The sequence below is a fragment of the Paenibacillus sp. FSL R7-0163 genome, assembly GCF_037969975.1.
Classification (GTDB): domain Bacteria; phylum Bacillota; class Bacilli; order Paenibacillales; family Paenibacillaceae; genus Paenibacillus_AQ; species Paenibacillus_AQ odorifer.
Window position 1 is genome coordinate 3542445 of the sequence record NZ_CP150224.1, and the last position, 13191, is coordinate 3555635.

The following is a 13191-nucleotide window of genomic DNA, read 5'->3' on the forward strand; positions in this document are numbered from 1 at the left end:
TATCGTATAGCTCTTATTCCGTTATAGCTGCTACGTCTTTAGGAATCCGGCGTGCTGCATCCGTGGATATAGCCGCTTGGATTACTGCCAGGCGGACCTGTTCAACTACTTTTTCGTTAAAAATACTTGGGATGATATATTGCTCATTGAGTTCATCCGGATGAACGACCGATGCAATGGCTTTTGCCGCAGCCAGCTTCATTTCCAGATTCACAGTTCTAGCCCGGCAATCAAGTGCGCCACGGAAAATACCCGGAAAACATAACACATTATTGATCTGGTTCGGATAATCACTTCTGCCTGTCGCTAGAACGCGAACAAAAGGTTCTGCCAAATCCGGTTCAATCTCCGGTGTAGGATTAGCCATCGCAAAAACGATGTTATCACTGGCCATGCTTTTAAGATGCTCCACGGTCAGAATCCCCCCACGGGACACCCCAATAAAGACATCTGCCCCTTGTATAACCTCCGTTATTCCACCCTCAATTCCCTCAGGATTGGTTGCGGCAGCAAGCTTCTGCCATTCCGGATTATCATACTGGAGATCTTTTCTGAGAACGCCTTCACGATCAACCGCATAAATATAACGCGCGCCCGCTGCCAGCAGCAGATTACATATGGACACCCCAGCCGCCCCTATACCCACAACAACAATCCGCGCATTTTCAATAGATTTATTAACAACTTTAAGCGCATTCAAAAGTCCTGCAAAAGCCACCACGGAAGTTCCGTGCTGATCATCATGGAATACCGGAATGTCCAGCTCTTCCGCAAGCCGGCGTTCGATTTCAAAGCAGCGTGGTGAACTTATATCCTCTAAGTTTATCCCTCCAAAGCCAGGAGAAACTGCTTTTACGATATTGATAATTTCTTCCGGATCTTTGGTATTTAAGCATAGCGGAAAAGCATCAATGTTCGCCAATTGCTTAAACAGCATCGCCTTACCTTCCATGACAGGCATCGCTGCTTCCGGGCCGATATCCCCTAGTCCAAGCACAGCAGTGCCGTCCGAAACGACTGCAACTGTATTTCTTTTCATCGTCAGAGAATAAGCTTTTCTGGGATCTTCGGCAATCGCCGTACACACTCGGGCTACCCCCGGCGTATACACTAAGGATAAATCCTCCCGATTTTTAATCGGCATTTTAGGTGTGATTTCGATTTTTCCGCCAAGATGAGCCAGAAACGTCCGATCCGACACGTTGATTATTTTAATTCCCGGCATCTTCGATAATATTGAGATAATTTCTCCATTAGCTGCGTCTTGCACATTCACTGTTATATCTCGGGTAGTGACATCCTTCCCTGCACGTATCACGTCAATAGCAACAATATCTCCGCCAGCTGCGGCAATTCCTGAAGCAACATCGCCAAAAGATGCAACCGATTTCCGAATTTCGAGCCTGATAATCATTGTAGTCGCAATCGACATGAATTAGCCTCTCTTTCTTCAATCCTATTATTTAAAAAATACTATACTTTCCCATTTAAACATATCTTCCGCCTATTAACTAGATCAACGAAAAATTTTTCTTCATACAGTATTCCCATCCGCACCCGGTCCAAATACATCAGGTATGGCAGCTACGGACACAGAGCCATTTTTCCCGTGAAAATAAATTTCATCATAATCTTAAGTGTATGTAAGCATAAACAAACCGTAAGCTCTTATACTCTTCATTACCTTCTCTGCATGCTGTAGAGCATCCCGCCGATTCTTTTCTCCGCTGGCACTTTCAGTTGCTCTCCTCACTAAGGTCTGTACTGCTCTTCTAGCAAAACAGCCTTACCTTCTACAAATGTCAGATGGAATAATCTATCCACAAGCTCTTCGCTAATAAAATTCGTATAGTCAACTTGCTGAGGTCTCGCCCCATTTAGTTCAGCTATAGTTACATCAGTCTCAAGCTTAAGTCGTTCGATTTCATCGCTTGCATTTCGGATATAGAATCCATTAGGCAATGATTCGGGTTCTTGTATACCATCTTCTTTAGCCGCAATTTCTGCCGCCTCTCCACCGAACCATTCCACCTCATCCAGATCCAGATAAACCGTATTCCCTTCTGTGATTACTCCCTTTATAAAAGCTAATTTTTTCTCCACTTGAGGTAAGTTATAAATAATTTTTTTCAGTTCCTCCACGCTTTCACCCTGCACTCCACTCTCAGAGTTAGATTGGATTGAAATCTCGCCTATAGTTTGAACAAGCTCCTTGGTAGTTTGGTTAGTCTCTTTTGGTGGCTTATTATAAAAAGAATATCCATTAAAGCCAAGTGAGACTAATGTGATACCCGCTAAGACTGTACCCATTAAATTTTTCCATTTCATAAGCTTCACCCTCTATCACAAGATTTAACGGAACCTTAATAAACAATTGCGCTATATCATAGACAATCACAAATTGACCGGGCAGAATAAATATTATATACATGTCTTACCTATAACGTAGTTGAAGGAGCTCACACTTATGACAGAATCATTTCAGGCGTTAGTTGTCGACAAAACAGAATCATCCTTCTCCGTAGCTGTTAAGCCGGTTACCCTAGAGGATCTGCCAGCTGGAGAGGTTGTAATTAAGGTTGCTTACTCCAGTGTAAACTATAAAGACGGTTTAGCCAGTATTCCAAACGGTAAAATTCTAAGAACATATCCCTTTATTCCAGGGATAGATTTATCCGGTGTTGTGGTATCTTCCACAGATGAGCGGTTTCATAAAGGGCAGCAAGTCATTGCGACAGGATATGGTGTTGGCGTATCACACTTTGGCGGCTTTAGCGAATACGCTCGGATTCCCGCAGGTTGGATCACTCCCCTTCCCGAAGGCCTGACGCTTAAAGAAGCTATGATCTACGGTACTGCAGGACTGACAGCTGCCTTGTCCATACTAGCCCTGGAAGATCATGACGTTTCCCCGGACAAAGGCAAAGTACTTGTAACAGGCGCTACCGGCGGTGTAGGTGGATCTGCTATTGCCATGCTTGGCGCAAAAGGGTATAGCGTAGTGGCAAGCACAGGTAACGCCAAAGCTACCGATTACCTTAGAGGTATAGGAGCCGAGGACGTGATCTCACGTGAAGAGGTCATTGGCGGCGCCAGCAAACCCTTGGACAAACAATTATGGCAAGGCGCAGTAGATTCGGTGGGTGGTGACACCCTTGCCGCAGTTTTGAGTAAAATCACCTACAGAGGTTCTGTAGCTGCAAGTGGCTTAACCGGAGGCACTTCAGTTCCAACTACAGTACTTCCGTTTATTCTTCGGGGTGTTAACCTTCTCGGCATAGATTCCGTTGAATGTCCTGCAGACCTTCGCCAGAAGGCTTGGAAACGGATGGCGAGCGATCTGAAGCCAAGTCAGCTGGAGAACCTCGTGGATCGTGAAGTCACGTTAAACGAGCTACCGCAAGCATTGGAAGATATTCTACAAGGAAACCTTAGAGGAAGAGTACTTGTCCGTTTATCCTAGGTTTAACAACGAAACCTCCCGGAATCTAGAGTTCCGGGAGGTTTTTTTAGTTTACTCTTGGTTATTTGGATACTGGTAATGCGGCTGCTGCTGTACATAGGGTTGTTGGCGATAATGCTGATCATAACCCTGCGTATAGTACCCTTGCATCGGGTAAGGCTGATAATTAAAGGCTTGTGTAGCTGGAGGCATTTGTGAAGATATCGGGATGGGTTGTGCCTGCATATGAGCGTATGGATTCATATTTGGCTGCATATTAGGATGCATATTTGGTTTAACATTGGCTTGCATATTTGGGGCCATGTTAGGGGCCATATTAGGAGCCATATTGCTGCTGCCCATTACTTTATCTTCTTCGCAGCAGTCAGCAGGAGGGCCGATGAAGGTTCCCGGCTTGATTGGAGCAAGAGCTTCTTTTACCTTAGCTTCATTTAAGCAGTAAGTATGGGCTAATACATTTGCTGGGGTTTTGCTAAGAATATCCGAACCTAAAATGACCTCAGGAATAGGTGCGTCAAAAATCGCGAGCAGATGTGTATTATCCACAGTAGCTACCTCATAATGCCACCAGCCTTGCGGCACGTTTGCCACTTGACCCGGACAAATCGGAAAATGCAGAAGTTCATTTGTGAACGGATTGATTAAAGACACTACCGCTGAACCGCAGATACAATATACAAGCTCTGCAGCATTTTGATGATAATGAGGTTCCACAACATTTGATTTGCTAAGAAAAATATCCAGCAGCGATATGTTCTCAAGCGTGTTCAATTGTTTAATCGACAGCAAGTTAATGAAGTTGTTGGCATCTTTTTTAAAAAGTGTATTGGTGTTCACATCAAAAGTAAACTCTGTATTGGGGGACGTATAGTCCATGTATGAAGTCACTTTTTTTCCTGCCTTTCTGTTGCTATAAATTTTTGCTTTCCCTAAACACAAGATATGCGTTTGCCTATGCCTAGGTGCGGAGATTCACTACTCCTGATAAAAATTCATCTTTCTTTTCTAAACGGGGCATCCTCTAAGTATTACACTCTCACCCCACATAGGAGGCATAGTATGAAATCCATTCACACAAAAATAGTGTTAGCGTTATGTATCACTCTCTTTACAATTATGGGTTTCCAGCCTATGAATCTCAGCTCCACGGTTGAGGCCGCCAATAACAAAACATCATCGAAACAGGCGCCTCTTACATTTGTTCTAGTTCATGGGTCTTGGGCTACTGCTTGTTTTTGGGATCAAACGGCCGCCGCACTTCGCAGCTTAGGACACACCGTCTATACTCCGGAATATGCCGGTCATGGCGGGGACAAAAACAATAATGTAACGCATGCGCAAATTACACAGTCTGTTGTCGACTTTATCAAGCAAAAAGACTTAAAGGATATCATTCTGCTCGGACATAGCTTTGGTGGATCGGTGATCCAAACCGTCTCTCAGCAAGTACCGGATCGGATCAAACGTCTGGTATTCTTCGATGCCTTCGTACCGCTGGATGGGCAAAGTGTGGCGGACCAATTTCCAGCTGATTCGCTTAAGTACTTTGAACAGCTAAGAGATACTTCCGGCAATAACACCATAACGCTCCCCTTTCCTCTCTTCCGGGATACATTCGTCAACGCCGCCAGTCTTGCGGAAGCGCAAGCTTTTTATAAACAAGCTCCTCCTGAGCCAGCAAGTCCACTTTTCGAAAAGCTTGATCTCAAGAAATTCTACAGTCTCCAGATCCCCAAAAGTTATCTTTATCTAACGGAGGACACCGCGATACCGCAAGGTCCATACGGATTCCATCCTACACAATCCAGTCATTTAGGCGTCTTCCGCTTCATCGAGGGCAAAGGAGATCACATGACCACCGTTCGAACCGAACCCAAAATGCTGGCGGAATTGATGGTGAAGGCGGGAAGAGATTAGTCGCCTAACAGCTGGATAGTCTAGTAGCTGTTGTGGCTTGAGCTGGGGTTCGCGAGCTGGGCTGGTGACGTGAGCTGGGCTGTTTGATATGAGCTGAGCTATGCGATGTGAGTTGGGCTGGTGGCTCGAGCTGCGCTTTGTGATGTGAGCTGAGCTATGCGATGTGAGTTGGGCTGTGTAATGCGAGCTGGGCTATGTGACGTCAGTTGCGCTGTATGATATGAGCTGGGCTGGTGACGTATGCTACACTCTATAATGCAAGCTGGGATATGCGACGTCAGTTGCGCTGTGTAATGCGAGCTGGGCTATGCGACGTCAGTTGCGCTGTATGATATGAGCTGGGCTGGTGACGTATGCTATACTCTATAATGCAAGCTGGGCTTTGTGATGCTGAGTTGGCCTTCCACTCTGGGCTGAACATTGCGACTCTAAATACACTAGAGCTTAGCGGGGATCGGACCGAGGAGCTCTTATTTTCACAATTTCGGCGATTTAGCCATGCTATCGGACTCAGATGCAGCTATTCACCCAAAAGTACTCCTATAATGCGTGATTTCAGGGGAATAAGAGCCATACAGTCCGAAACTCTCGCCAGAACGATCATAATGCCAAAATAGCTGCAATACGGTCCGTAACGATGTCTGACGCGAGGTTTCTTAATTAATCACCAACGTAGGCTGATGATTTGTGACTCGAGCTGGCATTGCCACTCTGGGCTGAACATTGCGACTCCAAATCCACTAGAGCTTGGCGGGGATCGGACCGAGGAGCTCTTATTTTCACAATTTCGGCGATTTAGCCATGCTATCGGACTCAGATGCAGCTATTCACCCAAAAGTACTCCTATAATGCGTGATTTCAGGGGAATAAGAGCCATACAGTCCGAAACTCTCGCCAGAACGATCATAATGCCAAAATAGCTGCAATACGGTCCGTATCGATGTGTGAAGCGAGGTTTCTTAATTAATCACCAACGTAGGCTGATGATTTGTGACGCTGAGCAGGTATTGTCACTCTGGGCTGAACATTGCGACTCCAAATCCACTGGAGCTTGGTGGTGATCGGACCGAGGAGCTCTTATTTTCACAATTTCGGCGATTTAGCCATGCTATCGGACTCAGATGCAGCTATTCACCCAAAAGTACTCCTATAATGCGTGATTTCAGGGGAATAAGAGCCATACAGTCCGAAACTCTCGCCAGAACGATCATAATGCCAAAATAGCTGCAATACGGTCCGTAACGATGTCTGACGCGAGGTCTCTTAATTAATCACCAACGTAGGCTGATGATTTGTGACTCGAGCTGGCATTGCCACTCTGGGCTGAACATTGTCACTGATGATTTGTGGAGAAACAGACCGCGTGGACTGAACGATTGTGCTTTCGAATCAAAAAAAGAGCAAGCGTATGGGAATCCCCTAATACGCTTGCTCTTTTTATCCATAACATACCTACTTCCTAGGCAATCCGCCACGCGGCAGCTCAGGGTCCGATGTCACTCCGGTAATCACCCAGCTATTCTTCTCTTGCACAAGTGAGATTGTCAAAAATATAGAAGGTGCTGGTCCACTTGAAGTCGCAGTATCCAAACGCATTTCTATGACCTCTGAGTTCTTGTTAATTATCGTTTCTTTAGTGACCTCGTAGTTCGTGATCCAGGGGCTGGAGACACCCGTTACCCAGTTTAGTTCAACAAACCGCGGATACATAATCTTTTTGAATTCTTTGGAGAAGATCGAATATTGAATCGAGGCATTCCGATGCTGTAATCCGAACCCGTATAGCTCTGATGCTTGAATTGCAGAAGGTAATATAATGCGCTTGGACTCCGGAGCTGGCTTGGGCATAGCCGATAGCAGTTCTCCATTAACGCGAGTCATAGTAACGGGGGCTGATGCACCCAAGGCCATTCCCGGCAGAAGCAACAACCCTGCAATTAGAGCAGTCGCCATTTTCTTTTTGCTAATTAGAATCACCTCATTCGTAGCCTGTTCACTACATGTGAATTGAATCTAATTATTCCCCCACTTCACTCATAAATATGTACACTGTTTCCAAATCCACCAATAATGTATACCTCAATGAATTAAACTGGTAATATAAAATACATACGATACTACGCAATCATCAATTCCATTAGATTTTTATAGGAGATGTTCTCATGAAAAAAATCTTAAACATTTGTCTAGCATCAGGCCTGCTACTCACTCTATCCGTCGGTACCTTAAATACAGCAAGCGCAGAATCCAAGGTCAAAACCTACAAAAACTGCTCGGAGCTAAACAAAGATTACAAAGGTGGAGTTGCTATTTCCAGCTCAACCAAGAACAAAGGCGGCAAAACGAAAAATAAACCCTATGTATCGAAAGAACTCTATAATGCCAATAAAAAAAGCGACCGTGACAAAGACGGAATCGCTTGTGAGAAATAGGCTTAACCTTGCTCAATCATTTGCTTGAGCCTTAGATCCCGCGTGAATATCGCATTTCAACTATAAAAAAGAGAAAGACATCCAGAACCAGGACGCCTTTCCCTATTCGAACTATTGCTTTTTATTGATTAAACCGGGCCACAACAAACACCGCAGGTGAATTCCAATAGATCGTCACTTCATTCGTAGAATAGCTAAGCTCATGATCGACAAAGCACTGCGCAGCTGGTTTTCCCTGTAAATGCTCAACTACATATTCATCATGCAGCCCACGATCTGGCCCCCCTGACACCAATCCTGGCACCGGATCAGCCACTTGGTCACCTACAGAAGGGCGATGATGCGGATTCATCACGGCATGATCCCCAAATCCGGTAACATAGCTGATATCCAATACGTTACGCCCCATCAGATAATGTAGATGATCTAAGGCACAGTCCGCAAAACCGGAGTCTCCACTAAAATATTCAGCCGCCAGCAGCAGCATTGCATTGTTCATTACAAGCATATTACTGCCCCAGATATAGTCCTCCTCTTTTAAAGAGATCCTATAGCCCTCCTCACGACTCTGTTCCACTAATCGTTGCGCTTCAGCAACAAGCCCTTCTTTTAACGAGACATATAAAGCACGGTCTGCTTGCTCCTCACCATTTAACAGATAAGCAATAGTGCCATAGCCCCCCATATCACCCCAGCCTAAACTGTATTTTGGAAAAGCCAGCTGCACTAGCTGGAGAACAGCTTGATGATACTCCTCTTTCCCTGTCGTACGATACAGCTCCGCCGCTGCCCAATACCGCTCGTCCTTATCGACTCCATCCCCGTATTCTCCAGTGCTAATCTCAGGCGGATTCGTAAAACCGGGTACATCTGGATGCTGAACAAGCCATTCCCATGCTGCCCCTGCAGCATCCAGACATTTCCGCGCATAAGCAGCATCAAAAGACTCGTACACTCTTGCAGCCATAGCCATAACCCCAGCAAAATCTCCAGTAGCAGTAGCAGATATTGGTGAGAAGTACAGATCCGCTGTATCGTCCTCAGGCATAACATCCAGTCCAGGAAAGCTTAGCGTAGTCAGTTTATGGTATACACCACCTGTTGCGGAGTCTTGCATTTTAAACAACCAATCGAGCTCCACCTTGCATTCCAGCAGCACATCTGGCGTAGATCCATCACTTTCAGGCAATGGGATAGCGCTTACAAAAGCCGAGGGATATAATTCATATGCAAGCAGCATCTCCGCGATAGCTTTCGCTCCGGGACCGCTATATTTTCCATAATCACCTGCATCATGCCAGCCACCCGAACAGTCTAGTTGAAGATCCGGTTGCCCATATACAATCCCTTTTGCGGTATGACACGCCTTGTGCTTCCAATCTTCAGCATATTCTTCAGTCAATTCAACGCCACAGCGATAATAATAGAAAGCTTTCAGCAAGCCCTGTTGAAGCTCATGATAAGGCTGATCTGAGATTGTAAAGGATGCCGAAGCTACACCCTCGCCCTGCTCAATCCGATATCTTCCCTCAGCCTTGACCTCCGAGAAATCACCTGTGTGCAAAGTTACTCCACTGGCTTTATCAAATCTTCCAGCATCTGAACTACCTTTGAACACAATAGTCCCGCTATCAACATCAACTACCTGAAAATCATGCTCAGCACCTGTAAATACTGCGATTTTTTCTCCATCCAGCGGATATCCGATTTGATTCACAGTAATGGCGCGAAGTGTACGCTCGCTCATCTTCATTCTCCTTTTATGTAAAAATGATGAAGCTGAAGTGACCTTTCTCTTCTAGTTGAGAATACTCTATTCTAATTATCTATGGCAATGATGTATACAAGAAAAAACCTAGAGTCACCCGAAACGAAACGGATAACTCTAGGCGGACAAAACAGCTTATTTATCGTCAAGCAGTTTAATAAAGTTAGCTGGAAGTGTGAACTGCTTATTATGAACCACTATACGGCGAAGCTCCTCCTCGAAAGAGCTAAGATCATCTTCATCATCGTCTTTAATTTCTTTTATATCTCGGTGCAGACGCTCCATTTGCAGATCAAGAGCATGGGCGGCATCCGCCGCATTTTTCAGCTCACGAGTCATGCTCTCAGGTACTGATTTATTATATTTATAAAAGATTTTATGTTCGAGGCTTGCCCAGAAATCCATAGCAATGGTACGAATTTGAACTTCTACACAGACAAGCTCCTGGCGATCGGACATAAAAACAGGGACTTGAATCAGCAAATGAAGACTCTGATATCCGTTAGGTTTAGGATTCTTAATATAATCCTTCACCTCAAGAACCGTTAGATCATCCTGCTTCTGAAGCATCTCACTAACATGATAGATATCAGAGATAAAAGAACAGGTGATCCGCAGACCAGCGATGTCTTTAATACAATTTTTCACTGAATTCAGCGATAATTCACCATTTTTGCGCAGCATTTTGTTCATGATACTCTCTGGTGACTTAATACGCGATTTGGTATGTTCAATTGGGCTGTAATCATGCAGAGACTGAAACTCCTGTTTTAGGATCTCAATCTTTGTTTCCATCTCATCCAATGCAAATTTATAAATCAACATGAAACGAGTGATATCGTGCTTAAGCTTCTTAAATTGTTCAATTTGATTCTCGGGGGTCATTATCTCATTTCTCCTCTTGTAGCGTTTCTCTATATTTATCATAGCCAATCCACTAGTGAAATTCAAATTCAGTGGTATTCACTTTTCAATTTAGAGAAGACAGCAAGATCCACATACCGACCTTTTTCGAACTCATGTTGCCTTAAGACCCCTTCTTTGTAGAAGCCGAGCTTATTCATCAATATAAGTGACGCCTCATTTTTCGGTTCCACTCTCGCTTCAATTTTATTTAGTCTGATGTTCAAAAAGCCAAACTGCATAACACGGTTCACTACCTCTGTCATAATCCCCTTTCCCCAAAAAGCAGGCATTAAGTCATACCCAATTTCCACACGATGATGATCTTGCTCATAATTCAGAAATCCGCAGGTTCCAATCACTTTTTGAGTCTCACGATCTTCAATCATCCACCGTAAACCGGATTGTTCCTTAAAAATTTTGTCATACCATTTCATTTCATCTATCGCATCCTCGACCGAAATGAAGGGTGTAAATGGCATATATTTCACAACGGCTTCTTGGGAATAAAGTTCAAATATATCATAGCGATCATTTTCTGTTGCTTTACGTAGTGTGCATCGTTCAGTTTGTAACACAGGGAAATCAGTAAATGCAAATTCTGAATTCATGTAAGTTCTCCTTTTTCTAGTTGAGCTGTTTCCACTTTTGCTCTAGCGTTTGCGGAACATACTCCTTCAATAGAGTTAAGAGTTCCATCGGCTCGTTGGATACGTTTAGCAGACTGAGATGCGAAGAATTAGAGAAGCCTTCTTGGATACTGTTATGAATCAGATTCAGCAGAGGATCAAAATAATTCCTGATATTTAGAACCCCTACCGGCTTCTTGTGTATGCCAATTTGTGACCAGCACAAAACCTCAAAAAGCTCCTCATACGTTCCAAACCCTCCAGGTAAAGCAATGAAGCCATCTGCCAATTCTCCCATTTTTGCTTTACGGCCATGCATATCTTCTACTTCTATCAACTCCGTTAATTCTCTATGTACCATTTCCCCATTAAATAATCCTCTAGGCATTACCCCGATTACCTCGCCTCCACCATTCAAAACAGCATTAGCGACTTCACCCATTAATCCGATTTTTGAGCCACCGTAAATTAAACGATAATTATTCATAGCCATGTAGTTACCAAGTTCAACAGCTTTAGCTTTATAATCCTCATGTCCCCCTAAATTCGATCCTGCGAAAACACATATTGATTTCAAAATCCCATCTCCAAACTATATATTGATAATGTCCGCTATCTAATATACTATATGCTGGAGTATAAATCATGTGAAAGATTAAGGAGTGCTACATAATATGGAAATTAATGATGTGCAGAAATGGATTAATCATTTTTATGGAGAACGAGGCTGGACTACTTATGGTCCTTTTATAAGAGTGGGATTCTTAATGGAAGAGACAGGTGAAGTAGCACGAGCTGTACGCTCCTATGAAATCGGCAGAGATCGACCGGATGAATCGACTCGTACTCCAGAGCAACTGAAAACCGACTTGATTGAGGAAATCGGGGATGTTCTCGGAAATATCGCATTGTTAGCCGACTTATATGGCATCACTTTAGAAGAGGCTTTTACTGCACATAAAGACAAATTAGTGAAGCGATTTAATTCCTAGGGACGAAGTAATCCTGAAAAAAATAGGACTACAATCGGCACAACCGAATTGTAGCCCTTCATTAATTTACTCTTTATGCCCTGTTAAGCTTTACCGCCTAATGTATGATTCGAAATTGCTTTGATTATGGTTTCCCAATCATCCGGATGGACTTCGTGGCCCGTTCCTTCCAGGGTTAGAAGCGACGCATTAGGAATTTCCGCAGCAAGTGCCAAGCCATGCTCTATAGGAAGCACCGTGTCTTCTGTGCCGTGGATAACCAAAGTAGGAACCATGATATTTTTTGCCTTGCCCTCGTAGTCGTCATCCCCTGTAAGGAGAGAATGATTAAACATGCTAAGCAAGTTGTTGGCACGTTTTATTTCCATCCTTACTTGTTTATACGCTCTTTTCTCATCGAATTTATGTTTTGAACCACAGAGTATGCCGGAACCTGAAACCAAATAATTGGCTACCGCTTCCTCATTAGACCAATCCAGTGTTGCTCCATCTGCATGGAATGCGAGGATCCGCTCATCCATAGGAGGCAAGTTCCGATCATTATCATCAGATTCGAAAAAACTTGATGCGATCAAGGTTAAGGTTAGAACTTTTTGCGGATGACGTGTAGCAAGGACTTGTGCAATCATTCCGCCTAAGGACATCCCAACGATATTTGCCTGTTCAATATTATAGGCGTCTAGTAACCCAGCGGCATCATTAGCCATATCTATCACGGTATAATTGGAACTCCCAGGCTCATAAACAACGGAACGTCCGACATCCCGGTTATCATAACGAATAACGTAACGTCCGGTATCTGCTAATCGCTGACAGAACTCTTCATCCCAATAAACCATAGAACATGTGGCACCCATAATCAGCAATATCGCAGGATTGCTAGGATCTCCAAAACTTTCCGAGCATATATCAATTCCGTTTACTTTTACTATTTTATCGCTCATTGTTCATTCCTCATTTCATTCGAATTTTATCAATGAATGCACAGTTAAATAAGACTCAATACATTTTCAAAAAAATGGATGATGTCATCATTGAATTGCACCTCAAATTAACGTAAACGAATGAATTTGATAATCACGATAAG

At 43.9% G+C, this 13191-nt stretch carries 13 protein-coding genes; 4 read left to right on the forward strand and 9 right to left on the reverse strand.

Going from position 1 to position 13191, the window contains the following annotated elements; translation table 11 throughout:
- Positions 1–13 precede the first annotated feature (13 nt).
- Both NST45_RS15845 and NST45_RS15850 read right to left on the reverse strand, forming a co-directional pair.
- Entirely contained in the window at positions 14–1432 is a 1419-nt protein-coding gene (locus NST45_RS15845; RefSeq protein WP_076214431.1) for an NAD-dependent malic enzyme, read from the reverse strand.
- A 320-nt stretch (positions 1433–1752) separates the two neighbouring features.
- Positions 1753–2328, reverse strand: a complete 576-nt coding sequence (locus NST45_RS15850) for a hypothetical protein (protein WP_076100739.1) — start codon at positions 2326–2328, stop codon at positions 1753–1755.
- Between the two features lie 139 nt (positions 2329–2467).
- On the opposite strand from NST45_RS15850, the gene NST45_RS15855 reads away from it, so the two are divergent.
- A complete protein-coding gene (locus NST45_RS15855) occupies positions 2468–3463 on the forward strand; it encodes an acryloyl-CoA reductase (RefSeq protein ID WP_036683447.1) in 996 nt (331 codons plus the stop codon).
- A 51-nt stretch (positions 3464–3514) separates the two neighbouring features.
- Here the strand turns inward: NST45_RS15855 and NST45_RS15860 are convergent, their stop codons facing one another.
- Positions 3515–4351, reverse strand: a complete 837-nt coding sequence (locus NST45_RS15860) for a cupin domain-containing protein (protein ID WP_256715527.1) — start codon at positions 4349–4351, stop codon at positions 3515–3517.
- Between the two features lie 171 nt (positions 4352–4522).
- Here NST45_RS15860 and NST45_RS15865 point away from each other — a divergent pair, with 171 nt between their 5' ends.
- Positions 4523–5380, forward strand: a complete 858-nt coding sequence (locus tag NST45_RS15865; protein WP_081388122.1) for an alpha/beta hydrolase — start codon at positions 4523–4525, stop codon at positions 5378–5380.
- A 1452-nt stretch (positions 5381–6832) separates the two neighbouring features.
- On the opposite strand, the gene NST45_RS15870 is transcribed toward NST45_RS15865, so the two are convergent.
- Positions 6833–7357 carry a hypothetical protein gene (locus NST45_RS15870; RefSeq protein ID WP_143763155.1) on the reverse strand — a complete coding sequence of 175 codons (525 nt, stop codon included), beginning with the start codon at positions 7355–7357 and terminating at the stop codon, positions 6833–6835.
- Between the two features lie 185 nt (positions 7358–7542).
- Here NST45_RS15870 and NST45_RS15875 point away from each other — a divergent pair, with 185 nt between their 5' ends.
- On the forward strand, positions 7543–7812 hold the full coding sequence (locus NST45_RS15875; protein WP_038570042.1) for an excalibur calcium-binding domain-containing protein: 270 nt from the start codon (positions 7543–7545) through the stop codon (positions 7810–7812).
- Positions 7813–7933: 121 nt separating this feature from the next.
- Here the strand turns inward: NST45_RS15875 and NST45_RS15880 are convergent, their stop codons facing one another.
- From NST45_RS15880 to NST45_RS15895, 4 genes are all read right to left on the reverse strand, one after another.
- Positions 7934–9559 (reverse strand): glycoside hydrolase family 9 protein, encoded by a 1626-nt coding sequence (locus tag NST45_RS15880; RefSeq protein WP_076214434.1) that lies wholly within the window; start codon positions 9557–9559, stop codon positions 7934–7936.
- Positions 9560–9715: 156 nt separating this feature from the next.
- A complete protein-coding gene (locus NST45_RS15885) occupies positions 9716–10465 on the reverse strand; it encodes a GTP pyrophosphokinase family protein (protein ID WP_036689808.1) in 750 nt (249 codons plus the stop codon).
- Positions 10466–10533: 68 nt separating this feature from the next.
- Positions 10534–11094, reverse strand: coding sequence for a GNAT family protein (locus NST45_RS15890; protein ID WP_076142001.1), 561 nt, complete (start codon positions 11092–11094; stop codon positions 10534–10536).
- Between the two features lie 16 nt (positions 11095–11110).
- A complete protein-coding gene (locus tag NST45_RS15895; protein WP_076142002.1) occupies positions 11111–11689 on the reverse strand; it encodes a TIGR00730 family Rossman fold protein in 579 nt (192 codons plus the stop codon).
- 97 nt (positions 11690–11786) lie between these two features.
- On the opposite strand from NST45_RS15895, the gene NST45_RS15900 reads away from it, so the two are divergent.
- Entirely contained in the window at positions 11787–12104 is a 318-nt protein-coding gene (locus tag NST45_RS15900; protein WP_076142003.1) for a MazG-like family protein, read from the forward strand.
- A gap of 83 nt (positions 12105–12187) precedes the next feature.
- On the opposite strand, the gene NST45_RS15905 is transcribed toward NST45_RS15900, so the two are convergent.
- Positions 12188–13048, reverse strand: a complete 861-nt coding sequence (locus NST45_RS15905) for an alpha/beta hydrolase (protein WP_076142004.1) — start codon at positions 13046–13048, stop codon at positions 12188–12190.
- Between the last annotated feature and the right edge of the window lie 143 nt (positions 13049–13191).